Source organism: Streptomyces sp. NPDC051364 (assembly GCF_040682115.1).
GTDB lineage: Bacteria > Actinomycetota > Actinomycetes > Streptomycetales > Streptomycetaceae > Streptomyces.
Window position 1 is genome coordinate 454,319 of sequence record NZ_JBFBAH010000003.1, and the last position, 25,514, is coordinate 479,832.

At 72.6% G+C, this 25,514-nt stretch carries 21 protein-coding genes, 2 tRNA genes and 2 pseudogenes; 11 read left to right on the forward strand and 14 right to left on the reverse strand.

Going from position 1 to position 25,514, the window contains the following annotated elements:
• Window positions 1–33: 33 nt before the first annotated feature.
• The 6 genes from AB0M76_RS09125 (at window position 34) to AB0M76_RS09150 (ending at window position 5,448) form a co-directional block, all read left to right on the forward strand.
• Complete coding sequence (locus AB0M76_RS09125; protein ID WP_365952265.1) at window positions 34–870, forward strand: phosphatase PAP2 family protein; 837 nt, start codon at window positions 34–36, stop codon at window positions 868–870.
• Window positions 809–1,954 (forward strand): hypothetical protein, encoded by a 1,146-nt coding sequence (locus tag AB0M76_RS09130; RefSeq protein WP_365952266.1) that lies wholly within the window; start codon window positions 809–811, stop codon window positions 1,952–1,954. The genes AB0M76_RS09125 and AB0M76_RS09130 overlap by 62 nt, the downstream gene beginning before the upstream one ends.
• A complete protein-coding gene (locus AB0M76_RS09135; protein WP_365952267.1) occupies window positions 1,942–3,519 on the forward strand; it encodes a hypothetical protein in 1,578 nt (525 codons plus the stop codon). Before AB0M76_RS09130 ends, AB0M76_RS09135 begins: the two co-directional genes overlap by 13 nt.
• Complete coding sequence (locus tag AB0M76_RS09140) at window positions 3,516–4,850, forward strand: AAA domain-containing protein (RefSeq protein ID WP_365952268.1); 1,335 nt, start codon at window positions 3,516–3,518, stop codon at window positions 4,848–4,850. Before AB0M76_RS09135 ends, AB0M76_RS09140 begins: the two co-directional genes overlap by 4 nt.
• Window positions 4,847–5,020, forward strand: coding sequence for a hypothetical protein (locus tag AB0M76_RS09145; protein WP_365952269.1), 174 nt, complete (start codon window positions 4,847–4,849; stop codon window positions 5,018–5,020). The genes AB0M76_RS09140 and AB0M76_RS09145 overlap by 4 nt, the downstream gene beginning before the upstream one ends.
• A 77-nt stretch (window positions 5,021–5,097) precedes the next feature.
• Window positions 5,098–5,448: a hypothetical protein gene (locus tag AB0M76_RS09150; RefSeq protein WP_365952270.1), complete on the forward strand. Its 351-nt coding sequence runs from the start codon at window positions 5,098–5,100 to the stop codon at window positions 5,446–5,448.
• 35 nt (window positions 5,449–5,483) lie between these two features.
• Here the strand turns inward: AB0M76_RS09150 and AB0M76_RS09155 are convergent, their stop codons facing one another.
• The gene (locus AB0M76_RS09155; RefSeq protein WP_365952271.1) at window positions 5,484–5,750 is read right to left on the reverse strand and encodes a hypothetical protein; all 267 of its coding nucleotides are present in this window, start codon (window positions 5,748–5,750) and stop codon (window positions 5,484–5,486) included.
• Window positions 5,751–6,095: 345 nt separating this feature from the next.
• Between AB0M76_RS09155 and AB0M76_RS09160 the strand changes: the two are divergent.
• Together AB0M76_RS09160 and AB0M76_RS09165 are read left to right on the forward strand one after the other, a co-directional pair.
• Window positions 6,096–6,675, forward strand: a pseudogene (locus tag AB0M76_RS09160) (hypothetical protein).
• A tRNA-Lys gene (locus AB0M76_RS09165) sits at window positions 6,666–6,739 on the forward strand. The pseudogene AB0M76_RS09160 and the gene AB0M76_RS09165 overlap by 10 nt, the downstream one beginning before the upstream one ends.
• A gap of 59 nt (window positions 6,740–6,798) precedes the next feature.
• On the opposite strand, the gene AB0M76_RS09170 is transcribed toward AB0M76_RS09165, so the two are convergent.
• The gene (locus AB0M76_RS09170) at window positions 6,799–8,034 is read right to left on the reverse strand and encodes a M6 family metalloprotease domain-containing protein (protein ID WP_365952272.1); all 1,236 of its coding nucleotides are present in this window, start codon (window positions 8,032–8,034) and stop codon (window positions 6,799–6,801) included.
• Between the two features lie 309 nt (window positions 8,035–8,343).
• Here AB0M76_RS09170 and AB0M76_RS09175 point away from each other — a divergent pair, with 309 nt between their 5' ends.
• Window positions 8,344–10,209 (forward strand): EAL domain-containing protein, encoded by a 1,866-nt coding sequence (locus tag AB0M76_RS09175; RefSeq protein WP_365952359.1) that lies wholly within the window; start codon window positions 8,344–8,346, stop codon window positions 10,207–10,209.
• Window positions 10,210–10,305: 96 nt separating this feature from the next.
• Here AB0M76_RS09175 and AB0M76_RS09180 read toward each other — a convergent pair whose 3' ends face one another.
• From AB0M76_RS09180 to AB0M76_RS09195, 4 genes are all read right to left on the reverse strand, one after another.
• On the reverse strand, window positions 10,306–11,616 hold the full coding sequence (locus AB0M76_RS09180) for a tachylectin-related carbohydrate-binding protein (protein WP_365952273.1): 1,311 nt from the start codon (window positions 11,614–11,616) through the stop codon (window positions 10,306–10,308).
• Between the two features lie 133 nt (window positions 11,617–11,749).
• A complete protein-coding gene (locus AB0M76_RS09185) occupies window positions 11,750–12,955 on the reverse strand; it encodes a peptidase S1 and S6 (RefSeq protein ID WP_365952274.1) in 1,206 nt (401 codons plus the stop codon).
• A 43-nt stretch (window positions 12,956–12,998) separates the two neighbouring features.
• A complete protein-coding gene (locus tag AB0M76_RS09190) occupies window positions 12,999–13,217 on the reverse strand; it encodes a hypothetical protein (RefSeq protein WP_365952275.1) in 219 nt (72 codons plus the stop codon).
• Window positions 13,218–13,279: 62 nt separating this feature from the next.
• On the reverse strand, window positions 13,280–13,462 hold the full coding sequence (locus AB0M76_RS09195; RefSeq protein ID WP_365952276.1) for a hypothetical protein: 183 nt from the start codon (window positions 13,460–13,462) through the stop codon (window positions 13,280–13,282).
• Between the two features lie 266 nt (window positions 13,463–13,728).
• Between AB0M76_RS09195 and AB0M76_RS09200 the strand changes: the two genes are divergently transcribed.
• Window positions 13,729–14,715 carry a helix-turn-helix transcriptional regulator gene (locus AB0M76_RS09200; protein ID WP_365952277.1) on the forward strand — a complete coding sequence of 329 codons (987 nt, stop codon included), beginning with the start codon at window positions 13,729–13,731 and terminating at the stop codon, window positions 14,713–14,715.
• Window positions 14,716–14,718: 3 nt separating this feature from the next.
• Here AB0M76_RS09200 and AB0M76_RS09205 read toward each other — a convergent pair.
• From AB0M76_RS09205 to AB0M76_RS09215, 3 genes and pseudogenes are all read right to left on the reverse strand, one after another.
• Window positions 14,719–14,960 (reverse strand): annotated as a pseudogene (locus AB0M76_RS09205) (DUF397 domain-containing protein).
• Window positions 14,961–15,174: 214 nt separating this feature from the next.
• The gene (locus tag AB0M76_RS09210; protein ID WP_365952278.1) at window positions 15,175–16,860 is read right to left on the reverse strand and encodes a glycosyl hydrolase family 18 protein; all 1,686 of its coding nucleotides are present in this window, start codon (window positions 16,858–16,860) and stop codon (window positions 15,175–15,177) included.
• Window positions 16,861–17,114: 254 nt separating this feature from the next.
• Window positions 17,115–18,239 carry an LLM class flavin-dependent oxidoreductase gene (locus AB0M76_RS09215; protein ID WP_365952279.1) on the reverse strand — a complete coding sequence of 375 codons (1,125 nt, stop codon included), beginning with the start codon at window positions 18,237–18,239 and terminating at the stop codon, window positions 17,115–17,117.
• Between the two features lie 230 nt (window positions 18,240–18,469).
• Here AB0M76_RS09215 and AB0M76_RS09220 point away from each other — a divergent pair, with 230 nt between their 5' ends.
• Window positions 18,470–19,228 (forward strand): IclR family transcriptional regulator C-terminal domain-containing protein, encoded by a 759-nt coding sequence (locus AB0M76_RS09220; RefSeq protein WP_365952280.1) that lies wholly within the window; start codon window positions 18,470–18,472, stop codon window positions 19,226–19,228.
• 97 nt (window positions 19,229–19,325) lie between these two features.
• Here the strand turns inward: AB0M76_RS09220 and AB0M76_RS09225 are convergent.
• From AB0M76_RS09225 to AB0M76_RS09245, 5 genes are all read right to left on the reverse strand, one after another.
• Window positions 19,326–19,399: transfer RNA gene (locus AB0M76_RS09225), tRNA-Lys, on the reverse strand.
• Between the two features lie 63 nt (window positions 19,400–19,462).
• Window positions 19,463–21,142 (reverse strand): AMP-binding protein, encoded by a 1,680-nt coding sequence (locus AB0M76_RS09230; protein WP_365952281.1) that lies wholly within the window; start codon window positions 21,140–21,142, stop codon window positions 19,463–19,465.
• 39 nt (window positions 21,143–21,181) lie between these two features.
• Window positions 21,182–21,775 (reverse strand): lytic polysaccharide monooxygenase, encoded by a 594-nt coding sequence (locus AB0M76_RS09235; RefSeq protein WP_365952360.1) that lies wholly within the window; start codon window positions 21,773–21,775, stop codon window positions 21,182–21,184.
• Window positions 21,776–21,999: 224 nt separating this feature from the next.
• Window positions 22,000–24,108 (reverse strand): SPFH domain-containing protein, encoded by a 2,109-nt coding sequence (locus AB0M76_RS09240; protein ID WP_365952282.1) that lies wholly within the window; start codon window positions 24,106–24,108, stop codon window positions 22,000–22,002.
• 11 nt (window positions 24,109–24,119) lie between these two features.
• Window positions 24,120–25,466, reverse strand: a complete 1,347-nt coding sequence (locus AB0M76_RS09245; protein WP_365952283.1) for a peptidoglycan-binding protein — start codon at window positions 25,464–25,466, stop codon at window positions 24,120–24,122.
• Window positions 25,467–25,514 lie beyond the last annotated feature (48 nt).

The window sequence follows — 25,514 nt, forward strand, 5'->3', positions numbered from 1 at the left end:
AACCCACCCTGTCGCACAAGCGTCCTACACCGTATGACTGATCGGCAGAAGCCCACCCGCTGGTGGGCCGAACTGCTGCTCCTGGGGCTCGTCTACGGCGCGTACACCGGTGGCAGACTCCTCGCCCGGGGCGACGTGCACCTCGCCGTCGGCCACGGCCTCGCGATACTCCGGGCGGAGAAGCTGCTGGGGATCGACTTCGAACGGCCGCTCAACCGCCTGTTCTCCCACGAGGGACTGCTCGGCATACCCGCCGACTTCGTCTACGCCTCCCTGCACTACCTCGTCACCCCGGCCGTGCTGGTCTGGCTGTACCTGCGCCGGCCGCAGCACTACCGCAGCGCCCGCACCTGGCTGGTGGTCTCCACCCTCCTCGGGCTCGTCGGCTTCACCCTGATGCCCACCTGCCCGCCCCGGCTGCTGGACGCCGCGCACGGGTTCACCGACACGATGGCCCAGTACAGCGCGTACGGCTGGTGGGGCGCCGAGGCCAGCGCGCCGCGCGGGCTCGGGGGCCTGACCAACCAGTACGCGGCCATGCCGAGCCTGCACGTCGGCTGGGCCCTGTGGTGCGGGATCCTGCTGTGGCGGCACGGGCGCCACCCCCTGCTGCGAGCGCTCGGCATCGCCTATCCCGCCGTCACCACGCTCGTGGTCATGGGCACCGCCAACCACTACTTCCTGGACGCGGCCGCCGGTGCCGCCGTGATGGCCGCCGGGTACGCGATCTCGCGCCGGCTGTCCGCCCGTACGGCCGGATTCCGCGGTAAGACCACGATTGTCAGTGGCGGATGGGACACTTCCGCCCGTGAGCTCCTACCCGCCCAGCGGCCCGCCCCGGAAGACGACTCTGCGGCAGCGGCTCGCTGACCTGCGCGGCCCCGCCGTGCCGCCCCGCCCGCTCGACGCCCGCGCGCTGGCGGCGCTCGCCGCCAACCCCGGATGCGGCAGACGAGCCCTGCTCGACGGCGCCGGTGTGGACAAGACCGCCCTGGCCGCGGCCCTCGGCTCGCCCGCCGCCTTCGGCCAGTCGCAGTTCGCCATCGTCCGCGGGAACTCCTTCGAGGCCAGGGTCAAGGGCGACGGCGGAGCCGCCCTGCTGGAGCTGGTCCACCGGCACATGGACGCCGGGGCCGAACCGCCCGGCCCGGGCGCCCGCGTCCCCGACCTGACCGCCGCCGGGCCCGAGGGCCGCGCCGCGCGCACCGCGCTCGCCCTGCGCGAGGCCACCGCTGCAGGGGCCGCCACCGGGGCCTGGACCCTGCTGGACCACCCGATGCTGGCCCTGGAAGTGGCGGGCACCCCCGCCTATCTGGAGCCGGATGCCGTCGTGGTGCACCCTGACGGCCGCTGGACCGTCGTGGAGATCAAGTCGTTCCCGCTGATCGACGGGGCGGCCGATCCCGCGAAGGTGGGCGCCGCCGCCCGGCAGGCCGCCGTCTACGTCCTGGCCCTGGAGAACACCGCCGAGAAACTGGCCTCCGCCGTGGTCGGGCACACCGTGCTGCTCGTCTGCCCGAAGGACTTCTCCAACCTGCCGACCGCCGCACCCGTCGACGTCCGCCGGGAGCGCGCCGTGACCCGGCGCCAGCTGGAGAGGCTGACACGGGTCGAGGAGCTGGCCGCGGCCCTGCCCGAGGGGGTCAGCTTCGACCCGGCGCGGCCCGCCGAGGAGCTGACCGAGGCGGTCTCGGCCGTCTCCGCCGCCTACGCCCCCGAATGCCTCGCCGCCTGCGAACTGGCCTTCCACTGCCGGGAGCAGGCCCGCGCCGCCGCCGAGGTGACCGCCCTCGGCCGCTCCGTACGCGGGGAGCTCGGTGCGCTCACCACCGTCGAGGAGGCCCTCGCGGCCGCCGCCGGCGACGGGTGCCCCGACGACCCGACCGCGGCCGCGCTGCACCAGGCGGCCCGGCTGCGCGCCGAGGCGCTGGAGGCGGCCGCATGTCCCTCCTGAACACCCTCGCGCGCCTAGAAGCCGTCCGGGCCGGCCGGGCCCGGGAGCTGGCGACCGTACGGCACCGGCATCTGAGCGAGCGCCCGCTGGTCCTCGTACCCCTGACGACGGCGGGCGAGGCCGGGGCCCCGCTCGGCGCGCTGATCGGCACGGATCCCGCGGAGCCGCGGCTCCTGGTGGTGGCGCAGCCGCGCGACCGGGACCTGCGCTGGACGTTCCTGGCGGAGCTGGCGAACGTGGTCCTGCCGTACGTGGACGGGTACGCCGACGACGTCGAGTACGTGGAGCGGACCGAGACCGATCCGGAGACCGGCGCGAAGAGCAAGGTCTCCGCCGAGCTGTGCCTGGACGCGCCCCAGGTGATCGTGCCGAGCCGGGCGGGCATCGAGTACGTCCGGCTGCTGGGGCGGTCGATGCGGTTCCGGCGGACGGCCGAGGAGGATCCGGAGAACCCGTATCCGGCGCCCACCCGGGTCCCGCTCCTGGGCCGCTGGTTCACGCACCTCGGCGAGCGCTCCCGGGTCCCGGGGGCCTCGATGCTGCTGTCCGCGACGGAGCTGCTGGGGCGGCACTGGGCCACCGGCCAGAGCAACCTGGAGGACCAGCACCTGGGCGCACTGCTGTCGTGGATAGCCCCGCCGGAAGGGGAATCGGGCGCGGAGGCGGCCCTGCGGGCCGAACTGGGCCGCGACCGGAACGGGCAGCTGCTGGTCCCGCCCGCCGGACCCGCCACCGACCCGGCCTTCGACAACAAGCTGCTCGCGCCGGCGATGGCCCGCTACGACGCGGCGCGCACCGCGGGCGACGGGCCGGCCCTGGACCGCGCCGAGGCGGCCGTCCGGGAGCTCGTCGCGGAGCAGATGCGGCCGACCTGGCGGGCGGTGTGGCAGTCGCTGGAGCTGCTGCGCGCGCTGCCGACCGGGGAGCGGGCCGAGGAGCGCTGGACCCGCGACCGCTGGTCGTACACCGGCCACCGGGACCGGGTCCGGGCGGGCGAGCCCCCGCAGCCGCGCCGCGACGACGCGGTGACGGCGGCCCGGAAGCTGGCGACGCGGGAGACCGAGCAGGTACGGCTCGACGCCCAGGAGGCGCTGGACGATCCGCTGGTGATGGCGGGCCGGCGGCTGTCGGGCGAGGCGTTCGCGGGCGAGGTCACCGAGGTGGTGATGGAGTGGACGGAGTCGAAGCGGCCGAGTCCGCGCCCACTGGTGACGGTGGCCACGGAGGACCGTCCGCAGCTCGCGGAGGGCGGCGGGGGCAAGGTGTTCCGCTCGCTGGAGGGCCGCCCGCAGGCAGCGCAGTTCGTCCGCTTCGAGGAGGACGGCCGGCTCGTGCTGCGGCTGCTGGACAAGATGGGCCGCGGCCGGGAGCCGGAGCCGGGCTCGGTTCCGGAGAAGGGCGACCGGGTCTGCTGGACGCTGTTCGAGCACGACGCGCGCGGCGGCCCGAAGCTGCCGGAGCCGGAGCAGACCCCGTGGACGCACGGCGGACCGCCGGGATCCGCGACCGCCGCCGTGCTGCCCGACGCAGCGCCCGACCCGGTAACCGCTGAGGACATCCTGTGAGCACCGCTTTCGATCCGGGCGCGGCCGCCGCCGAGGCGACCGCCGCCATCCTGCGCGACACGCTGCACGGCAGCGAGCGCGGCGTGGTCGTCGACTCCCCGCCCGGGGCCGGCAAGTCCACGCTGGTGGTGCGGGCCGCCCGGGAGCTGGCCGCGGCCGGGCGCCGGCTGATGGTGGTCGCGCAGACCAACGCGCAGGTCGACGACCTGGTGCTGCGGCTCGCCTACAAGGACCCGGAGCTGAAGGTCGGCCGGCTGCACAGCAGCGACGGCGACGCCTACGACCCGGCGCTGCGCGAGCTGCCCTCGGTCACCCTCTCGGCGAAGCCGGGGGACCTGGCAGAGCTGCCGATCACCATCTCGACGGCGGCGAAGTGGGCGTACGTGAAGGACACGGAGCCCTGGGAGCACGCGATCGTCGACGAGGCGTACCAGATGCGCTCGGACGCGCTGCTGGCCGTGGCCGGGCTGTTCGAGCGGGCGCTGTTCGTCGGCGACCCGGGGCAGCTGGACCCGTTCAGCGTGGTCGGCGCCGAGCAGTGGGCGGGGCTGTCGTACGACCCGTCGGCGTCGGCGGTCAGCACCCTGCTGGCCCACAACCCGCAGCTGCCGCAGCACCGGCTGCCCGTGTCCTGGCGGCTCCCGGCGACGGCCGCGCCGCTGGTCTCGCAGGCGTTCTACCCGTACACGCAGTTCCGCAGCGGTACGGGTCCGGGCGAGCGGCGGCTGTCGTACGGGGTCGCGGGCGACGGCTCGGGCCCGGACCGGGTGCTGGACGAGGCCGCCGAGTCGGGCTGGGGCCTGCTGGAGCTGCCCGCGCGGCACACCCCGCGCACCGACCCGGAGGCCGTGCGGGCGGTGGCCCTGGTGGTCCGCCGGGCGCTGGACCGGGGGGCGGTGACGGCGGACGAGCAGTCCGAGGTCCCGGCCCCGCTGACCGCGGACCGGATCGCGGTCGGGACGGCGCACCGCGACCAGGCGGCAGCGGTCCGCGCCGCCCTGGCGGAACTGGGCGTCACCGGGGTCACGGTGGACACCGCGAACCGGCTCCAGGGGCGGGAGTACGACCTCACAGTGGTGCTGCACCCGCTGTCGGGCCGCCCGGACGCGACGGCGTTCCACCTGGAGACGGGCCGCCTGTGCGTACTGGCCTCGCGGCACCGGCACGCGTGCGTGGTCGTGGCCCGGGCGGGGATAGCGGAGCTGCTGGACGACCATCCGTCCACGGAACCGGTCCAGTTGGGGGTGGCGGTGAAGTTCCCGGACGGCTGGGAGGCGAACCACTCGGTCCTGGCACACCTGGCCGAGCACCGCGTGGCGTGGCGGCCGTGAACCGAACCCGCCCGCCGAACCCGGCACCGGACCAGGGGCGGTACCACGATCGCCGGACGGAGTCCGGCACGCCGCCGGAGGCGGCAAACGGATACAGCCCGGACGGCTGGGAGGCGAACCACTCGGTCCTGGCGCACCTGGCCGAGCACCGCGTGGCCCGGAAGCCCTGAGGGGCGGCGCTCTTGCGCGGCGTTGGACAATGGAGGGTGGCCCGGAAGGATCCCGAACGCGCAGCAGGAGGACACGCATGGCAGAGCCCGAGCGGACGACCGAGCGGAAGCTGCGGCCCGCGCCGCTGCTCTTCGAGCCCTCGGAGGCCGCCACGGACCCGGAGCACTTCTTCGACCTGGAGTCGATCGAGGACCCGCGGGAGCTGCTGGCCCGGGCCACCGAGCTGACGCTCGCGTTCCGGGCGGCCCAGGACCGGGCGGTGGAGTTCCAGGCGATGGCCGCCGCGCAGCTCGCCGATCCGCGCCGGTTCGACCGGCTGCCGCCGGCGGCGATCGCCGCGCAGGCGGAGTGGACCGAGGACTATGCGCGCAAGATGATCGAGTTCGGCGAATCCCTGCAGCGCGAGGCAGGCCCGGAGGCACCGTAGGCCACCCTTAGGCCGCCGCGGGCGGGACGGGTCGGCTACTGGGGGGCCTGGCGGCACGCCGCGGTCGCGACGACCCCCTCCACGCCGGCCTGGGTCAGCCCCTTGGTGCAGCCGTCCTCGTCTCCCACGAGACCCACGTAGCAGGCGATCCGGATGGCGTCCGTGACCTCGGCACCCTGCAGCTGGACGATGTTCTGGCAGGCCTCGATGTCGGCGTGGGCCGCCGGAGCGGCGACGGCGACGCCGCCCAGGGCGAGCGCCAGGGCGGCGAGGACACCGGGGATACGAGCCGAACGACGCATGGGAATGCACCTGCTCTCGGTCGGGACCGCGGCCCCGGGTGTCCCGGACCGCGCGCGGGGGCGGCCGGGCCGGTGCCTGAGGGCGAAGGGCGGATTCCCCGGCGCCGGAGAGCGGGCTCACCGGCGGGTCGAGCGGGCGGCGAACCCCCGCTCATACGACGCTAGAACAGTTCCGGAACGCACGCACTCGCGACCGCCGGGGCCCGGCCGCGGGCCCGGCACGCCGACGCACCAGAAGGCGCAGCTGGCATATGCGGGGCGCAACATAGCCCACCATCCCCCGCCCTGTCCCGGTTTTCCGTAACTCCCGGAAACCGGATCACTACGCGCGGTAGACCGGTCCGCATGACGACGCTGACGACGGCACCCGCCTGCCCCACCCCCGACGCACGCACCGCCACCCACGTCACCCCCCAGGGCGCCGCCTGGCTCGCCTCCGCGTCGGCACACCCGCACCGCACCCTCGCCCTGTGGGAGGCCCGGGCCACCGCGCCCGCCACGCTGCCCTGCGGGACTGCCTTCGACGTCGTCAACGTCCCGCTCGTCCTCGGGCGCCGGATGCTCGACCTGCTCCGGGCCGAGGGCCCCGGCTCCGGGCCCGTCGCCGTGCACCGCGGGCGGATGCTGCTCTTCGCCGCCACCGGGACCGCCCACCGGCTGCCCGCGCTGCTCGCCTGGGAAGAGTGGGGCAGCTCGGCGCCCGCCCCCCTGTGCCACGGCCGCGGCGACGCCGTCACCGTGCCGCCGCTCGCGGCCACCCCCGGACCGTCGCGCTGGCTCGTCGCCCCCGACACCCGCACCCCCTGGCTCCCCGGACCCGAGGCCCTCCTGTGGGCGTACGTCCGCGCCGCCCGAGCTGCGGATATCGATTTTTCCTTCCGGCCGTCTCCCTGCTAATGTCTTCCTCGTCAGCAAGCGCCGCTAGCTCAGTTGGTTAGAGCAGCTGACTCTTAATCAGCGGGTCCGGGGTTCGAGTCCCTGGCGGCGCACAGACGGAAGAAGGCCTCCACGCAAGTGGGGGCCTTCTTCGTGTTCCGGCAGAACCGCGCTACGTGGTGATCTTGACCGTGTACGCGCCCGACGGGGTGCGGTCCGCCACCTCGATCCTGATCCGCTCCCCCGGCACCGTGAACGCCTGCCCCACCTCGAGCGGAGCGTCCGCCAGCGGCGGGTACACCGAACGGTCCCAGCACGCCTCCGTGTCCGGATGCCCGTCGAGCACCTCGATCGGCCCGCCGCCCGACGCCGCCTCGTTGCGCACCCTGTAGACCAGGACCCCCTCCGTGCAGGTGTCCCCGTCGTTGCCGGCGGACCCCCGCGCCTCGACGGCGATCGCACTGCCGGTGCCCGTACGGATCACCGCGAGCCGCGTCCCGCCCGTGGCGCCCGCCACCGGAGCCTGGGCCAGCGGCAGCAGGGTGTGCAGCGAGGAGCCCGACTGCACGCAGTCCACCTGGGAGGCGTCGAGCCAGCCGAGCTTCCACTTGTGCCAGGCGAACAGGTCCGGCGCCATCCCGAACTGGCTGCCCATGACGTCCCAGTCCCCGACGTGCGTGTCCCAGTCGCCCTTGCCGTCCGTCGGCCGGTGGTAGAGGTCGGGCAGGTCGAAGACGTGCCCGGTCTCGTGCGCCAGCACGTTCCGGTCCGGCGGGTGCCGCTCGAAGACGGTCACGATCCGCCGCAGGTCCGTCCCGTCCGCCCTGATCGGCCGGTCGAAGTTGACGACCTTGGTGGCGTCCGAGTCCACTCCGGGCGCGTCCGGGTCGGCGACGAAGTACACGACGTCGTACTGGGAGAAGTCCACCTCCCGGTCGGCGGCGGCGACCGCGTCCCGCAGGTACGCGGCCCGGTCCTCGGCCGCCCAGTCGCGCTGTATCCCGTACGCCGTGGACGGCTTGGGCATCCGGATCCACTGCTTCTGCGGGTGCGGGACCAGGCGGAACCTCCCGTACGAGGCCCGCTCGAAGTAGTCGCCGGTCGCGGGGAAGTAGTCGCCGGTCAGCTGCTCGGTCGTCAGGGTGGTCCGGTGGTCGGGGAAGGAGAGGAAGACCATGACCGCGTCGAGGGTGCGGTCCGGCTTGGGGTAGGCGCGGTTCCAGGTGTCCAGGCCGAGGGAGTGGTGTGCGGACGTACGGGTCAGGGCGCACGGCGCGGCCCCCGGAACGGCGACCGCGGGACCCGCGACGAGCGACATGGCGGCGAGCGCCGTCAGGGAGGTGAGCGCAGCCGCCGCGCTTCTCATGCGGGAGCGTTCCACTCCCCCGGGTGTCTGCTGTCGCGGCACATCGACCTCCGGTGGTGGATTCGTACCATCTCGTTCCACCTTGGGGCGATTGTCTTACTAATGCCCTGTTCCGCTGCCCCACACGAGTGAGGACTGCGGCAAGCCGGTGACCCCGGGGGTCACCCACATGCCTACAGAACGTCACGACCGATCACGGGAGATCAGCGGGAGCCTTCCGCTGCTCAGAGCTGCGCAGAAACGATCGCGCGGGATCCGGCCGGCGAGGCGTCAGCACGCCGAAGTCCCGTGCCCCGCACGGCGACGCCGCTGGATAGGGCCGTACGGTGCCTCTATGATCGGCACACTTTCCTGCACGGACACTCACGAGCACTGCGGGAGCCAACGGTGAGCGGAACCTCAGAGGGAACCGGTTCGGCGGCCGACAGCATCCGATCGGCCATTACGGAGCGTCACCAAGCAGTGTCGGCCGTGCCGACGTCGCCGCCCCGCACCGAGTCCGAGCTGCGCGATTACCGGGCCGCCTTCAACGCGGCCCACCTGGCGATGGCCGTCGTCGACCGCTCCGGCTACGTCGTCGCCGCCAACGCGGCGCTGGCCGGGCTGCTGGGCACCGAGCCGCACGCGCTCGTCGAGCAGTGCGCGGCCGACCTGGTCGACCTGGGCGCCGAGGCCCGTACCTGGCAGGCCTACCAGGAGGTGCTGCGCGGCCGGCAGGCCAGACTGCGCTGCACCCGCCGGCTCAAACACCCGGACGGGCACTCCCTGTGGACCGAGGTCACCCTCGGGCCCGTGCCCGGCACCCGGGACGTGCTCCTGTCCGTCGCCGACATCAGCGACCGCCGCGACCTCCAGGCCCGGCTGCGGCACCTCCAGATGCACGACCCGGTGACCCGGCTGCCCAACCGGGCGCTGTTCTTCGAGCGGCTCTCCGCCGCCCTGGAGGCCTCCTCGTACGAACAGGGCGGCACCGGGCGGATCGGCCTGTGCTACCTCGACCTCGACGGGTTCAAGGCCGTCAACGACACCCTGGGCCACCGGGTCGGGGACCGGCTGCTGACCGCCGTCGCGTCCCGGCTGACCCAGTGCGCCGACCAGTCCGGGTACGGGCGCACCGGCGGGCACCTCGTGGCGCGGCTCGGCGGCGACGAGTTCGCCCTGCTGGTCGAGGACTCCACCGGCACCGAGCAGCTCGCCGACCTGGCGCGCAGCGTACTGGCCGCCGTGCAGGAGCCGTTCGACCTGGCCGGGCAGCGCCTGTCGGTCTCGGCCTCGATCGGCGTCGTGGAGCGGGCCACGGACGGGACCTCGGCGACCGGGCTGATGCAGGCCGCGGACACGACCCTGTACTGGGCGAAGGCGGACGGCAAGGCCCGCTGGACGCTGTTCGACCCGGAGCGCAACGCGCACCGCATGACCCGCCAGGCGCTCAGCTCGACGCTGCGGCCGGCCGTGGAGCGGGGCGAGTTCGCGCTCGAGTACCAGCCGCTCGTGGACCTGGAGAGCGGTACGGTGCGCGGGGTGGAGGCCCTGGTGCGCTGGAACCACCCGCAGTTCGGCACGCTGACGCCGAATCGGTTCATCGGGATTGCGGAAGAGGACGGCTCCATCGTCCAGTTGGGGCGGTGGGTGCTGCGGACCGCCTGCCGGCAGGCCCGGCGCTGGCAGATCGAGCAGCCGAGCGACTGCCCGGTCTTCGTCTCCGTCAACGTGGCGGTACGGCAGGTGTGGGACTCGGACCTGGTCGGCGACGTGGCGGAGATCCTGGCCGAGACCGGGCTGGCCCCGCAGCTGCTCCAGCTGGAGCTGACCGAGTCGGCGGTGATGGGCTCCGCCGGGCGGCCGCTGCAGGCCCTCCAGGCGCTGAGCGACATGGGGGTGCGGATCGCCATCGACGACTTCGGCACCGGGTACTCGAACCTGGCGTACCTGAGCCGGCTGCCGGTGTCGGTCCTGAAGCTGGACGGCTCCTTCGTACGGGGCTTCCGCTACGAGGAGGGCACCCACCCGAACCCGGCCGACGAGACCATCGTCGAGGCCCTGGTGCAGCTCGCGCACCGGCTCGGCCTGACCGTGACGGCGGAGTGCGTGGAGACGGCCGGCCAGGCGGCCCGGCTGCGCCGCGTCGGCTGCGACACCGGCCAGGGCTGGCTGTACTCGCGTGCGGTGGCTCCGGAGCTGATCGCCGAGATGATCGGCACCCGCCCCGGAGCCTGACCCCGTCCGCGATGAGGCACGCCCGCCCCGCACCCCCTCGTCTGAGAACCGGGAGGGGTACGGGACGGGCTCCGCTCAGCGCCGCCCGGACACGTTCTATCCGTTGACGACCTTGTCGTAGCGCAGGGCGACGTAGCCCGAGGCGGCGTGGCCGGCGATGCGTCCGTCCGTGCCTCCGTTGAGGTAGTCCTGACCGCGCATCATGTCGTCGTTGGTGTTGGCCTCGTGGATGTACGAGAACTTGCCGGCGGCCTTGTCGACCCACTTCTCGAAGAGCACCACGTGCCCGTCCTGGGTGTTCAGCGCATCGCCGGGCTGCAGGTCGGACTTGGAGATGGTGGTGCTGACGCTCGGCAGGCTGTAGGTCGTGTAGCTGCCGGCGGCGTGCCAGGCCATGGACACGAAGCCGGAGCAGTCGGTGCGGTAGGTGTGGTCGCCGTCCGGGTCGGTGGCGTAGGCACCCTGGTTGTACGGGATGTCACGGCCCAGCCAGTTCACGGCGCGGCTCATGATCTCGCTGCGGGCGATCTGCCCGCCCTTGGTGGAGGGGGTGGGGGTGGGGGGCGCCGGCGGCTGGTAGGTGCAGTCGTTGGCGAAGGCGGAGAGCAGGCTCTGGGTCCAGCCGCTCGCGTCGACCGGGTCGGCGGGGTGGTAGGCGATGTCATCGCCCTTGCCGTCGGTGGGGTCGGCGTCGTGGTACCAGTACATCCCGCCGTTCGTACGGCCGTAGTAGAGGCCGCCGCCGGGCGAGACCAGGTTGTCGACCGCCGACCAGCCGGAGCTCTTGAGCTCCGAGCTCTCCCAGTCCCCGACGCCGTTGATCTGGTAGGAGAGCAGCCGGCCGTCGGCCGTGCTGGCGATGAGGACGTCGTCGCCCGCGGCGGCCAGCGTCTTGAGGACGAAGCCCGTGTCGATCACCGCGTGCTTGGCGATGTGGGCGGGCCCGCTGGGCTTGGCCTGGGAGACGTTGTAGCGGTGGAGCTCACCGGCGACCGTGCCGTAGAGGTGACCGGCGCCGTCGTAGGTCAGCTTGTCGAAGGTCCAGCCGCTGTCCCAGATCTTGGTGACTCCGGCCAGGGCCAGGGCGCTGTCGTTGGTCTGGATGTCGACGCGGTACAGCTCGCCGGCCGTCGACGTCACGAGGACGGTGTTGAAGTTGAGGGTGGCCATCGCCTTGGGCGTGAAGCCGAGGTTCGCGCCGATCAGGGTCTTGACGCGGTCGCCGGTGTTGGGGGCTATCGCCGTGTAGGTGAGGCGTCCGTCGGGGAGGGTGCCGTAGATCGACACGTTGCCGCCGCAGATCGCGGCGGCCTGGGCCGGCGCCGAGGTGAGGGTGACCATGCCGAGGGTGGTGGCAGATACGGCCAGGGTGGCGGCGAAGCGGCGCTTGAGGGACGACGAGAACATGGGTGTCTCCGGATTCTGGGCAGCCCTGACGTACGCGCGCCGGGCCGAGGCATGAGGGGGGAGAAGAGGGAGAGCGAAGGGGAGGGCGTGGGGCCCCTCCCAGCGGTAGCTGGGGGAGTCACGCGGGCGCGGCTCAGTACCAGTTGTTGTTCAGGAAGTGGTTCCAGGCGCCGCAGGGCGTGTTGTACCGGCCGTCGATATAGGACAGGCCCCACTTGATCTGGGTGATGGGGTTGGTGCGCCAGTCATCGCCGAAGGCGTCCATCTTGGAACCGGGCAAGGCCTGGGGGATGCCGTACGCCGTGGAGCCCGGGTTGTCGGCCCAGTAGCGCCAGCCGCTCTCCTTGTCCCAGAGCTGCTCCAGGCAGTTCCACTGGGTGGTGCTGTTCCAGGCACCGCCGTCGTGCTTGTTCATCAGATCGCGGCCGGCCGCCTTCACGGCAGGTATGTCGGTACCGTCGAGCGGGTCCGCGGTGGTGGTGCAGCTGAACGTCTCCGGCTGGGCGGACAGCAGCTCCTGCGTCCAGCCGCCGGTGTTGACGGGTGTGTCGTTGTGGTAGGCGATGTCCGTGCCGGTGCCGTCGGCCGGGTTGGCGTCCTTGTACCAGTACATGGCGCCCGTGGTTTCGATCCGGCCGTAGTAGAGACCCCCACCGGGCGATACGACCTGGTCGAAGCCGGACCAGCCGGCGGTCTTGAGGTCGTCGCGGTCCCAGGTGCCGTCGCTGCTGATCTTGTAGGAGTAGAGCGCGCCGGCGGACGTGGTGGCGAGCAGCCGGTCGTCGCCGGCGGCAGTCAGGGTCTTCAGGACGAAGCCGCTGCCGATCTCCCTGCGCTGGCCGATGTGCGCCGAGCCGGTCGGCTTGGGCTGCGAGACCAGGTACTGGAGGAGGAGGCCGCCCGCCGTACCGTACAGATGCCCGTGTCCGTCATAGGTGAGCTTGTCGTGGGTCCAGCCGCTGTCGAAGATCTTGACGGGCGGGCGCTCCAGGACGAGGGACTCGTTGTTGGTGAGGACGTCGAGGCGATAGAGCGCGCCGCTCGTCGATGTCACCAGCACCGTATTGAAGTTGAGGGTGGCCATCGCCTTGGGCTCGAACCCCAGGGCCGCTCCGATGCGCACCTTCTTCAGCTCGCCGGTGGCCGGGGTGATGGTGCTGAAGGTGAGACGGCCGTCGGGAAGGATGCCGTAGATCGAGGCAGTCCCACTGCAGGATGTCGCGGCCAGTGCGGCCGGGGCGGCGGCGACGGACGCGGCGGTCAGCAGTCCGGCACCGATGACGCTGGAGAGGGCGGCGACCGCGCTCTTACGGGCAGCCTGACGGAGGGTGGTGGTCACTGCGTTCTCCTTGGGAACGTGCACGGGGAGGCCGAAGACGCGCTCAGTGGTGCGGCTCGGTGGTGCTGAAGCCGTGCGCCCGCAGCGGGGCGCGGGCGCCGTCGAGGATGGCGTGGGCCTGGTTGAGGGCTGCGGCTTCTGAGGCGGCACGCAGGAAGAGGTAGACGTCCACGCCGTCGGCGGCGGCTTTGGCCCGCAAGTGCTCGAGTCCGTGCGCCGCGGGAGTGTGGGCCCAGATCAGATCGGAAACGAGCGCGAGCACCGCCTTCTCGTCAGGATCATGACAAGGCCCTGAGAGGGAAGCCCGGATGACGCGCATACCGGCTAGTCCCAGTTGATGCTGTCCGTGACGGACGTGGGCGCCGTGTCCCAGTTGATGCTGCCATCGCCGGAGGCGCTGTTGTGGTGGCTCTCGGCGGAGGCGGTCACCGAGGTGGTGGTGACGGCACCGGCGCAGAGGGCAGTGAAGACGGCGGCGACAGCGGCGAAGCGGGCGGTGCGGGACATGGTTTCCCCCAAGGTCAGAAGCCGGGAAGCGATTCGTTCGGTGCGGTGTGCTGCGCGCTGATCCGGATCGTCCTTGCGGCTCTGGCCTGAGTCGGGGACTTTCGTCCCCGCCGTCCCGGTGATCACCATGTTGCTGCCCTTGGACCCTGCGAAGAAGAGGTTCCGGCTGTCACCAACAGGCCTGGCACCTTGGTGCCAGACTTCGCCTACGATCACGGAGGCGACGCTCGCCGGGAGCGGCCCAACTACAGCCGGGGGGCTGGGACATGCTGCAGACGCTGGGTCTCGGGGCCGACGTGGAAGCCGTGTACCGGGGCATGCTGGCCGACCCTTCGGGAGGCATCGCCGAGCTGAGCGCCCGCCTCGGCCTCACCCAGGCGCAGGTCCGCGAGGGCCTGGACCGGCTCGTCGACCTCGACCTGCTCAGACCGTCGCGGGACAGCCCGGGCGCGCTGCGCGCGGTCAGACCCGAACTGGGCCTGGAACTGCTGCTGCGCCGCCAGGAGGAGGAGCTGGCCCGGCAGCAGCAGGAGCTGGCCCGCAGCAAGGCGGCCGCGGCGCAGGTGGTCTCCGAGTTCGCGGAGCTCAGCCCGAACACCGAGGTCGACGGCGCGGAACGGCTCGTGGGGATGGACGCCATCCAAAGCCGACTGGAGCAGCTCGCCCATGGACTGACCCGCGAATGCCTGGCGATCCTGCCGGGCGGCGCGCTGTCCGAGGCGAGCCTGGAGTCCTCCCGGCCGCTGGACCAGCGTGCGCTGGCCCGCGGCATCGAGATGCGCTCGGTGTACCAGGACAGCGCCCGCAACGATCCGACGACGCTGGCCTACGCCCGATGGCTGACCGAGCAGGGCGGCCAGGTCCGCACCAGCCCGCTCCTTCCGCCACGCCTGCTGATATTCGACCGCGCCGTGGCGGTCGTCCCGATCGACCCCGACCATTCCCGTCTGGGCGCCCTGTGCACCAGCGCGCCGGGGATCGTGGCCTCCCTCGCCACCCTGTTCGAGCAGACGTGGGACGCCGCCGTACCCCTCGGAGCCGACCGCCCCCGCCCCAGCGACACCCGCCCCACCGCGACGGAACTCGAGCTACTGAAGCTCCTTGCCTCGGGGATGACCGACGAGGCCGCGGCCAAGCGCCTCGGGGTGTCCCTGCGCACGGTGAGGCGCCAGATGTCCGCCCTGATGGAACGCCTCCACGCGACGAGCCGCTTCGAAGCCGGCCTCAAGGCGGCGCAGCAGGGCTGGCTCTGACGGTCAGAGGCTCCGGACGAAGGCGGTGAACGCCTCCGGGGCCACGGTGAAGGCGGGGCCTTCGGGGTTCTTGGAGTCCCGGACGGCGATGCGGCACGGCTGCGCGGCTACCTCGACGCAGTCACCGCCGGTGTTACCGCTGTACGAGGCCTTGCGCCAGACGGCCGCGCCGAGGGGGCGCACTCCACGCAGTCGCCACCACTGGAGCCGCTGTAGGACGACTTACGCCACAGCGCGCCCGTCAGGTTCTGAGTAGTCCAGCGGCGAGGCACTGGGATCGATTTCACGGGCCTGAACCATGAGACGGCACCCCCAAGCGGAGAACTAGCTTGTCGCCGAGCGTAGCGATATGGGCACGCACCGATGTCGGGAATCCGGCAACCATGTCACACACCTCCGCCCCGCACCCGGGAGGCGGGGGCAGGGCGGAGGCGTCGCTCGGCGCGGGGTGGGGGGAGATCAGCAGGCGCCGAGGTCCTTCCAGACACCCCATTCACCGGTGGTGCCCGGCGTCTCGTTCTGCGTCCACCACTGGGCCTTGTACTTGCGGCCGTTGTAGGAGACCTCGTTGCCGCCGGTGTAGACCGTGCCCGCGACGTACGCCGGGGTCGAACCGCAGCCGGTCGCCGGAGGCGTGGTCGGCGGGGTCGTGGGCGGAGTGGTCGGAGGCGTCGTCGGCGGGGTGGTCGGCGGGACCGTGGTGCCGCCGAGGGCGTCCGAGATCTGGTTGAGCAGCGTGGTGTTGGCGTCCAGGCCGAGCAGGGAGTACATCATCGCGCCGGCCAGGCCGCGCTGCTTGCCGTAGTCGACCCGGGCCTGGACGGACCGCTGGTTCAGGCCGGTGAAGAACTCGCCGTCCTTGTAGAAGTACGAGGCCTTCGCCTGGTCGTCCCAGAAGGTGGTCGCCGGGTTGTCGACGATCCCGCCGAGCTCCTTGTAGTTGGCGATGCCTGCCTGCTGGCTGGTGGGACGGGCCGCGGAGGGGCCGGTCGCGCTCTGGGCCAGGCCGTTGGTGGTCCCGGCGGGGACGCCCTTCCAGCCGCGGTAGTAGAACTCGTAGCCCAGCGTCAGCTTGCCCGCCGGGAAGCCGCCCGCGATGCCGTACGCCGCGTTGCCGTCGATCCAGGAGTCGATGGCGTTCTTGATGCCGTACTTCTGGGTGCCCGGCGCGATCGGGTCGGTCGGGTCCGCCGCCGAGTTGTCCAGCGGGGACTGGTGGTACGTCGGCCCGTCGCCGTCCCAGGCGCCGTGCATGTCGTACGTCATGATGTTCGCGTAGTCGAGGTACGAACCGATCTTGTCCGTCTCGATGTACTTGATCTTGTCCTGGCCGGCCGGGAGCGCCGCGGTCAGCAGGTACTTCTTGCCGCCGTTGGCCGCGCCGTACGCGTCGAGCTGCTCGCGGAACTCCTTGAGCAGGAGCGTGAAGTTCTGCTTGTCCTCGGGGGCGTAGTGGTTGCCCAGGTGCCCGCCGGAGGAGCCGGGGTACTCCCAGTCGATGTCGATGCCGTCGAAGATGCCGGCCGCCGCGCCCGGGCCGCCGTAGCCGCCCTCGACCGGCAGGTTGCCCTTGATGTACTGGTCGATGCAGGAGGAGACCAGCTTCTTGCGGGAGGCGTCGGTCTTCGCCGCGTCGCTGAAGTACTTCGAGTACGTCCAGCCGCCGACCGAAATATTGATCTTGAGGTTCGGGTACTTGGCCTTCAGCTGCTTGAACTGGTTGAAGACGCCGACGATCGGCTGGTCCCACTTGTCGGCGACGCCGCTGACGCTGTCCGCCGCGCTGAAGGACTTCTGGTAGTCGGCGTACGAGTCGCCCGCGCCGTCACCGGCGCTGGGGTTGCTGTCGTCGCCCGCCGCCTTGTTCGCCTCGAAACAGGTGAGGTTCGTGGGGTGGATGTTGCCGAACGAGTAGTTGATGACGTCCAGCTTGCCCGCTATGCCGCGGGTGTCGAGGTGCTTGGGGTAGAAGGCGTTCCCGTACACGCTCCACTGGTCGTAGTACGCGATCTTGACGTTGCCGCCGCCCGCGGTGGTGGCGGAGCCCGCGGCCTGCGCGGTGCCGAGCCCCGCGAAGCCGGCCAGCGCTCCGGCTGCCAGCGCGGCCGTGGCGGCGGCCGCGATGAGGGGTTTACGGAAGTGCATGAACTGTCTCCGGGGGGTGGGAGGGGGAAGCAAGAGGTTCGGGTGGGAGAAGTGATAGCGATCACCCGAGGGTCGCGTCAATGGTTTGGACCAAAGAAGGACTAGACCACTCGCCGAGCAAATCCCCTCGTCAGAGGCCTGGAAGCACAGCAGAAACCGCCCGCCACCCCGGGTGACGAGCGGTTTAAGGGTGCCTTAGGACACCCTCGCGCAAGGTTTCGACAACAAACCAGCCGAACTCCGTTTGCGTGCGATCAATCAGCCGGCGGCGCCTCCACGGGCATCCCGTACACATCTGCGACGAGCTCGTAGGAGCGCAACCGGGCCGCGCCGCTGTGTGCGTTGGAGGTCAGCATCAGTTCGTCGGCGCCCGTGCGCTTGGCCAGGTCGTCGAGCCCGGCGCGGACCTCGTCGGGGGTGCCGTGGACGACGTTCGCGAGCCAGCCGTCCACGAACTCCCGCTCCGGCGGGGAGAAGTCGTACGCCGCCGCCTCCTCGGGCGTCGGGATCAGCCCGGGCCGGCCGCTGCGCAGCCGCAGCATCGACAGCGCCCCCGTGAGCACCTGGGCGCGGGCCTGCCCGTCGGTGTCGGCGGCGAGCGCCGAGACGCCGATCGCGGCGTACGGGGCGTCCAGTACGGCCGAGGGGCGGAAGGCCTGCCGGTAGAGCTCCAGCGCGGGCAGGGTGCCGGCCGCCGAGAAGTGGTGGGCGTACGCGAAGGGCAGGCCGAGCTCGGCGGCGAGGCGGGCGCTGAACCCGGAGGACCCGAGCAGCCACAGCGGCGGCCGCCCGGGGGGACCCTGCACGGGGCCGGGCACCGCGTGCACGCGGGCGTACGGGTGTCCGTCGGGGAAGTCGTCATCGAGGAAGCGGGTCAGCTCCACGAGCTGGCGGGGGAACTCCTGCGCGGCCTCGTCGGGGCGTCCGGCCCCGCGCAGGGCCGCGGCCGTGCGGCCGTCGGTGCCGGGCGCGCGGCCGAGCCCGAGGTCGATCCGCCCGGGGGCGAGCGCCTCCAGGGTGCCGAACTGCTCGGCGACGGCGAGCGGGGCGTGGTTGGGCAGCATGACCCCGCCCGAGCCGAGCCGGATGCGGGAGGTGTGGGCGGCGAGGTGGGCCAGGATCACCGCCGGGGAGGAGCTGGCCACCCCGGGCATGGAGTGGTGCTCGGCGACCCAGTGGCGGTGGTAGCCGCGGGACTCGGCGAGCCGGGCGATCGCGACGCTGGTGCGCAGGGAGTCGTGGGCGGTGCTGCCGCTGCCGACGGTGACGAGGTCGAGCACCGAGAGCGGCACCGTCGCGCGGCCGCGTATCGCACCCCGGACCGGATCTCCGCGGCCGTCCCGGTCCGCACCCCGACCCGCGTCCCCGGTGTCACTCATAGTCGCTCCCGTCTCGGTTCGCCGTCCGTACGAAGAACTCGAACCATCGGCGGCCTGCGGTCATTCCCGGCATCCCGGGACAGCAGGCGTGACCTTGGCATATGCCTCCGGATTAGACACAGGCAGGGGGACATGATTGAGCCATCAATCTCATCAACAGGCGCTCCACACGGGCCTCTTGATGGCTATCGTGTTAGGGCAAGCGGTAACAACCTGCTAGGGGGAAAACCGTGGCGCTGAAGCCCGAGCCGACCGCGCCGTTCCACTCGGTGCAGTACGCCCTGCGCGTACTCGAAACGATCGCCCGCCATACCGGCGGTGTGACCGATGTACAGATCGCGCGTGAGACCGGCCTGCCCTCGGTCCATCTCGCTCCCATGCTCCTCATGCTGCGCCGTGAGGGGTACGTCCTCCAGGTGGCGGACGGCGCCTATGCCATAGGGGACTCACTGGTCCTGCTCGGCTCCGGCATAGACAGGCAGCAGGCCCTCCAGAACAAGCTGCAGGACACCCTGGACCGGCTGCGGGACTCGGTGGGCGCGGCGGTCTACATCAGCCGGTACGTGGACGGCGAAGTGAAGATCACGCAGTTCGCGGACAGCCCGCGCACTCCCAAGGTGCACGAGTGGGTCGACTTCCGCTCCGCGGCGCACGCCAGCGCGGTCGGCAAGTGCCTGCTGACCCAGCTCGACCAGAACGGGCGGCGCGACCACCTCTCGCGGCACAAGATCGCCCGGCTCACGTCGAAGACGATCGTGAACGAGCGGATCCTGTTCTCGAAGCTCGACGCCCAGCCGGCCACGGTTCCGGTGCTCGACCTCCAGGAGTACGCCGTCGGCACGGTCTGCGCGGCGGTGCCGATCACGGCGGGTGCCTCGGTGGGCTGCCTGGCCCTGTCGATGCCGGTCGAGCACGCACACCGGCTGCGGGCCGCCGCGGACGCACTGAACCGGAAGGCCGCGCCGCTGCTCCTGTCGCTCACCCTTTGACACGGGTCATGGGCAGGCGTTGCGGGCGGGCGGCGGGAGAGGACCCGGAAACACTTCGGGCGGTTCCCGGTGAACCGGAAACCGCCCGAAGTACAGGTGCGCCGCCAGGGACTCGAACCCCGGACCCGCTGATTAAGAGTCAGCTGCTCTAACCAACTGAGCTAGCGGCGCCTGACAGAGAAAATACTACCTGCTCCTCAGGGGTGCTCAAAACCAATACCCGTCGCCTGCGGATCAGCGGTCCAGGAGCTCGCTGCGCCCGTGTGCCGCGTACGCCGCCAGCAGGCCGGAGATGTCCCCCGGACCCAGGAGGCGGTAGCCGGTGGTGCCCGGCGGGGACCACCAGACCGGGTCCGGGCAGCGGAAACCGGACCGGCGCAGGGCGACCCGGTGGACCTTGTTCGTCGCCGTGGTCGGCATGGACTCCACGATCCGGACGTAGCGGGGGGACATCTTCGTGCCCAGGTCCGGCTGGGCGGCCAGGAACACGGAGAAGGCCTCCGGCGAGAACCGCTCCCCTTCCTCGAGGGCGACCGCCGCCATCACCTGGTCTCCGGCCGCCTCGTCCGGCACCGCGTACACGGCGACCGCGGCCGCCGGGGACCAGCGCGCCAGGATGTTCTCGATCACGGCCGCGGCGAGGTTCTCGCTGTCGACCCGCAGCCGGTCGTCGGTGCGGCCCGCGAAATAGAGGAACCCGTCCGCGTCGCGGAAGAAGAGGTCGCCCGTCCAGTACCAGCCCTCCCGGGTCCGCGCGGCCTCCGCCTCGGGGTTGCGCCAGTAGCCCTCGAACAGGCTCCGGCCGCGGTTGACCAGCTCGCCGATCGCCGCCGTGCCGTTGAGCAGGCGGCCCTGCGCGTCCAGGACGGCCGGCGGGCACTCCGCTCCGGTCTCCGGATCGATCACGGCCAGGTCGTCCCCGGCCCCCGCCCGCCCCAGGGCGCCCGGCGGAGTGTCCGGCGTCCTCTGGACCGAGGCTCCGCCCTCGGTGGCCCCGTACCCCTCGACCAGCCGGACCCCGAACCGCTCGGCGAAGCGGGCCGCGTCCACCGCACCGGCCTCGGTGCCGAAGCCGAGGCGCAGGCTGTGCGAGCGGTCGTCGGGGCGGCGCTCGGTGGCCAGCAGGTACTGGACGGCCCGGCCGACGTAGGTGAAGTACGTCGCCCCGTACGCGCGGACGTCGTCCAGGAACGCGGAGGCGGAGAACCGGGGGCGCAGCGCGACGGACGCGCCCCCGGCGAGGGCGGGCAGCCAGTCGGCGATCACCGCGTTGCCGTGGAAGAGCGGCATGCAGATGTAGTGGACGTCGTCCGGGGTGACCGAGAACTGCCGGGCCAGGGAGTCGCCGGCGGCGGCGATCCGGCCCTGGCTGCACAGGGCGGCCTTGGGGGCGCCGGTGGAGCCCGAGGTGAAGTAGAGCAGGAAGCGGGAGCCGGGACCGGGGGTGCCGATCACCGCCTCGCCCGGCTTCGCGGCCGCGTACGGGGCGATCAGGTCCGCGTACTCCTCGGTGTCGGTCACGAGGATCCGTACGCCCGGCAGGTCGAGCCCGCGCAGCAGCGGCAGGCGGGCGCGCTCGGTGACCAGGATCCGGCAGTCGGTGTGCAGGACGTCGCGCGCGAGCTCCGGGCCGCGCCGGGTGGGGTTGATCCCGGCGACGGCGGCCCCGGCGAGGGCCGCCGCGCCGAGCCAGAACGGGAACTCGGGGGTGTTGTCGAGCAGCACCCCGATGTGCGGTTCGGCGTCCGCCGGCAGCAGGTCGACGAGCAGCGCGGCGCGCGCGGCGGCCTCCTGGGCGGTCCGGTGGCGGCTGAGGACGGCGGTGTGCGTGCTGCCGCCGTACTGCAGCCCGGGCCGGTGGTCGCCCCATTGGCGCGCGATGAGCTCCGCGACGGTTTCGGGTGTCGTCCGCATGCCGCCGGAGATTAGCTGACGTACTGTCAGAATTGAAGGTCAGAACTGGACGTCGGAGCAGGCGTAGAAGGCCATGGGAGTGTCGTTGACCGTCCAGACGGCCAGGATCATGTGCCGGCCGGTCTTGCCGCTCGGCATGGCGCCCTGGTGGACGGTGGTCATGGCGGGCCGGGCGCCGTTGTAGGCGACGGTGAGGAAGGGCTGGGACTCGAGGGCGGCGCGGGTGAGGGGCTTGGTGGGGTCCCAGCCGTTCTTGGTGACGTAGTACTTGAAGTCGGTGGTGGAGTGGTTGGCGGTGAACTGCCACCGGAAGCCGTAGCTCTGCCCGCTGGTCACCTTGGTGGTGGGCCAGGCCCCGCCGCGCGGGTCGTCGAGCTGCGCGAACTCGCCGTGTCCGCCGGCGCATATCTGGCCGTCGGCCGGACCGGCGGCCGGGAAGCCCTTGTAGCCCTCGACGCTCTGCGGCTCCCACTGGATCGGGCCGCAGTCGGAGACCGTCTTGTTGGCGCAGAGCTTCTGGCGGCTGATGGGGGTGTCCGTGTAGCCGTGGCTGCTCGCGGTGGGGGCGGTGAGGAGTGCCAGGGAGGCGACGACACCGAGGCCGAGCGTGGCGGCGCCGGCTCGTCTGGGCAGGTGAACGGGCATGCGGATGGGACGCATGATGCTCCTTGAACGTGGGGGGAGTTCGGCGAGAGCGTGCGCACGCGTGGGGATCGAGCGTGGGGATTCAGGTCTAGACCAAGTACCAGACTATTGACGGGAGTTGGCCATGTCCAGACCAATGGGGGAACGGGTGGTCCGGTCGATTCCGGCCACCCGTTCCGTATGCGCTGCGTCTCTTGCCCCGTTGCTCCGCCCTACTCCGGACGTCCCGTGTAGAAGGCGACGGTGAGGTCCTTCACGAGGGCCTTGCGCTCGTAGTCGTCGAGCTCGACCAGCCCGCGCGAGGTGAGCCGGTGGACGGTGTCGTCGACGGCGTCCACGACCGAGGTCAGCACCGTGTCCCGGTGCTTGGCGTCGATGGCCGCGACCCGGCGCCGCCGCATGGCCTCGGCGACCTCGGGGGCGTACTCGATCCGGGTCGGCTGGGCCGAGTACACCTCGACCCCGACCGCCTCGGTCTCGGTCGCCAGCATCCGGGTCAGCGCGTCGCCGACGGCCTCGGCGTCGCGCAGCGTCGGGGCGTCCTCGTGGAAGGCGTCGGCGGGCAGCTGCGACAGGACCCGGGCCATCGCCGATTCGACCTGCTCGGCGAGGTAGTCCGTGTGGTCCTCGACGGCGAGTGTGGCCCGGGCGGTGTCCTTGACCTGCCAGACGACCTGGACGACGACCCGCAGGGCCAGGCCGCCGGAGTCCACGGCCGGCATGGGCTCGCTGCGCCAGTGCCGCAGCCGTACGTCGACGCGGCGGCGCAGCAGGAGGGGGCTGACCCAGGTGAGGCCGGTACGGCGGACCGTGCCGCGGTAGCGGCCGAAGAGGGTGAGCACCCAGGCGTGGCCGGCCTTCGCCCGGCCCAGTCCGCCGAGTGCGAGCAGCGCGACGATGCCGAGGAAGGCGAGCGGCGGCCAGTGGGTGGCGCGCAGCCCCTGGTAGGCGCGGGGGGTCGCGCCGAACGCGGCCACGAAGGTGGCCGGGACCGCCCCGGCCCGCCAGAGCACCGCCAGGCAGCCGGCGAGGGCGAGCCCGCCGACGCCGACGCCGACCCAGCCGGGCAGCACGGGGCCGCGGTGTTCCCGGAGCCGGTCGTCGCCGAGCGGGACCCGGCGGCCGGGGGCGGGGCGGGGGGCACGGGGCCGCGGGGAGGCGGCCGGGGGCCGGGCCTGGGCCGGGGCCCGCCCGGACTCTGCGGCGAACGGCAGGTGCACCGGCACCTCGGTGACCGCGGCCCCGCGGACGGGCCCGATGCGGGGCAGGTCCTGCGCGTCGGGCTCCTCGCGCTCCGCCCCCATCCCGCGGGCCACGGCCTGCGCGACGATGTCCGCGACCGCGGGTCCGGGCACCCCGGCGCGGCCGGCCTCGGCACCGAGCTCCGGCTCCGGCTCCGGCTCCGGCTCCGGGCCGTACGCGTGAGCAGGCTCGGGATCGGCCTCGTGGCCGGCCTGGCCGTACGCGTGTACGTACGCGTGTACGTACGCGTGAACAGGCTCGGGATCGGCCTGGGGGCCGGCGGGCGGCCACTCCTCGCCGTACCGCTGCGCGGGGCCGTCCGTCGCCGACCGGGTCTCGGCGTCCGCCCCGGGACCGGCGGGCGGCCAGACCTGCCCGTGCGGGGGCAGGGGCTCACCCCCGCCGTCGAAGCCCCGCAGGCGCAGGGTGGCCACGCCCCCGTGCGCGGCTTCGTCCGGGCCGGGCCCCGCCGGGGCCGGTACGCAGACCAGCGGATCGGGTTCGTGGCCGTACGAGCCCCCGCCGGACTCGGCGCGGTCGACGGCCCCGGCCAGTGCGGGCACCGGCTCGGCCTCGGCCCGGTTCCGGGCCGCCGGGACCTCGCTCCGGGCGGCATCCGCCGCCGGGCGCCCGTGCGGCAGGGCGACCTCGCGGGGCGCGGCCAGCAGCCTGACCGGAGTCCCCGCAACCCACCCCCGCCCGCCGAACCGACCCTGCCCATCGGCATCCGCCACCTCGGCGACCACGCCCGAAGGCCCGACCCCGGGCCCGGTCTCAGCCGCGTACGGGAACGGGCCCGCCGCCGGAGCGGCCTGCGCCGCATGCGGGAGCGGATCCACGAGCCGCAGGGGCTCGATGGGCGGCTCGGACCCCGGCCCCGGCCCGGCAGACGGCCGGTGCTCGGCCGTCGGAGCGGCCTGCACCGCGGGCGGGGCCGGGGGGTGGGGCGGGGCCGGGGGGTGGGGCGGGGCCGGGTACAGGTCGCCCGTGACTCGCAGGGCCGGGGCGGTCGGGGGCACGGCTGCTGCAGACGGCACCTGGAAGGTGCCCGTCGTCGAGGTGGTGCGCGTGGGGTACATCGTTGCCTCCGTCATGCGAACAGCCGGCGCCAGGTTTCCGGGCCCGGGTAGCCGTCGGCCGCGGCGCCGCGCCAGCCCTGGGCGCGCTGGAAGGCCTCGACGCTGCGGCGGTCGGCCTCGCTCCAGCTGGACCCGGGGCCGGACGTGTAGTTCTTGCCGAAGCCCTTCTTCACCAGTTGGCGGCCGAGGACGGCGATGAACGGGTGGGAGGAGCCGGGGCGGAACGCCGGCAGGCCCGGATAGGCCGGCACCCCGGCGGGGCCCGGCGCGGCGTCCACCGTCGGCCGGATGTCGTTGCCCTTGTGTTCGACGAGCAGTTGCCAGGTGTGCGCGCCCGGGATCCCGTCGGCGTCCGTGCCCGTCCAGCCCTGGGCGCTCTGGAAGGCCTGGGTGGCCAGCCGGTCGGCGTCGCTCCACGCCGTGCTCGCGCCCTTGGGGTAGAAGCGGCGGCCGCCCCGCTCGATCAGCATCCGGCCCAGCTGGGCGACGTACTCGTTGTTCGCGCCCGGGCCGAACTGTGTGGCGCCGGGGAAGACCGTCGGGACCGCCGGCTTCGGGTCGGTCGCCGGGTCCGGCTCGGTGATGCCGCCCGTCACCCCGTTGAACCGGTACGGCAGGTACTTCGTCGCGTTGTTCCAGTAGCCGTACGGGGTGGCCCCCTTCCGCGTGGTCGGGCGGGTCTGCTCGTACGCGACGTAGTGCGTGCGCGTCTCGTCGACCCACCCGCCGAAGAGCACCACGTGCGAGCCGTTGGTGGGGTCCGACGGGTTGTGGAAGAGCAGCATGTCGCCCGGCAGCAGCTCCTCCTTGGTGATCTTGGTGGCGAATTTGTCGAGGCTGCCGGTCCACTCGTTCGTACCAAGGTTCCAGGCCATCGAGACGAAGCCCGAGCAGTCCTGCCGGTAACCGTCGGACCAGTACGTGGACATGCTGTACGGGACCTGTGCGTCCAGCCACAGCTTCGCCCGGGTGATGATCGACGTCCGGTCGATGCGCTTGACCGCCGAGGGCGCCCCGGGCGTACCCGTCGGCTTCGCCGGCGCCGGGCGCCCGTGCAGCGGGGACCGGCCGCCCTGCGGGGAGCCGGGGGGGTCGAGGGAGCCCGGGGTGTCGAGGGAGACCGGCTCCGGGCCGGGGACCGGAGTGGCCGCCGCCAGTGCGGCCGAGCCGCCACCGCTCAGGACCACGCCCGCCGCGGTGGCCAGCACCAGCGCCCGGCGGGTCCCGCGGGCGGCCGGGTGGCCGCCGTCACGGAGCGGTATGGCCCGCGCACGGGCGAGGGCGCGACGGCGCTGCGTACAGCCGAGGCAGGCGCAGTCGCCTGTGGGCTCGTACTCCTCGAAAACGGGCATCGGCATCGGTGCAGGCATGGGTGCAGGCATCTGCACATGCATCGGCGGCTGGAT

What these genes read in the sequence shown, in the direction of transcription:
- AB0M76_RS09125 (WP_365952265.1), top strand. Translation starts at nt 34, where the DNA reads ATGACTGATCGGCAGAAGCCCACCCGCTGGTGGGCCGAACTGCTGCTC.
- AB0M76_RS09135 (WP_365952267.1), top strand. Translation starts at nt 1,942, where the DNA reads ATGTCCCTCCTGAACACCCTCGCGCGCCTAGAAGCCGTCCGGGCCGGC.
- AB0M76_RS09150 (WP_365952270.1), top strand. Translation starts at nt 5,098, where the DNA reads ATGGCAGAGCCCGAGCGGACGACCGAGCGGAAGCTGCGGCCCGCGCCG.
- AB0M76_RS09155 (WP_365952271.1), bottom strand. Translation starts at nt 5,750, where the DNA reads ATGCGTCGTTCGGCTCGTATCCCCGGTGTCCTCGCCGCCCTGGCGCTC.
- AB0M76_RS09180 (WP_365952273.1), bottom strand. Translation starts at nt 11,616, where the DNA reads ATGTTCTCGTCGTCCCTCAAGCGCCGCTTCGCCGCCACCCTGGCCGTA.
- AB0M76_RS09195 (WP_365952276.1), bottom strand. Translation starts at nt 13,462, where the DNA reads ATGTCCCGCACCGCCCGCTTCGCCGCTGTCGCCGCCGTCTTCACTGCC.
- AB0M76_RS09200 (WP_365952277.1), top strand. Translation starts at nt 13,729, where the DNA reads ATGCTGCAGACGCTGGGTCTCGGGGCCGACGTGGAAGCCGTGTACCGG.
- AB0M76_RS09210 (WP_365952278.1), bottom strand. Translation starts at nt 16,860, where the DNA reads ATGCACTTCCGTAAACCCCTCATCGCGGCCGCCGCCACGGCCGCGCTG.
- AB0M76_RS09215 (WP_365952279.1), bottom strand. Translation starts at nt 18,239, where the DNA reads ATGAGTGACACCGGGGACGCGGGTCGGGGTGCGGACCGGGACGGCCGC.
- AB0M76_RS09230 (WP_365952281.1), bottom strand. Translation starts at nt 21,142, where the DNA reads ATGCGGACGACACCCGAAACCGTCGCGGAGCTCATCGCGCGCCAATGG.
- AB0M76_RS09240 (WP_365952282.1), bottom strand. Translation starts at nt 24,108, where the DNA reads ATGTACCCCACGCGCACCACCTCGACGACGGGCACCTTCCAGGTGCCG.
- AB0M76_RS09245 (WP_365952283.1), bottom strand. Translation starts at nt 25,466, where the DNA reads ATGCCGATGCCCGTTTTCGAGGAGTACGAGCCCACAGGCGACTGCGCC.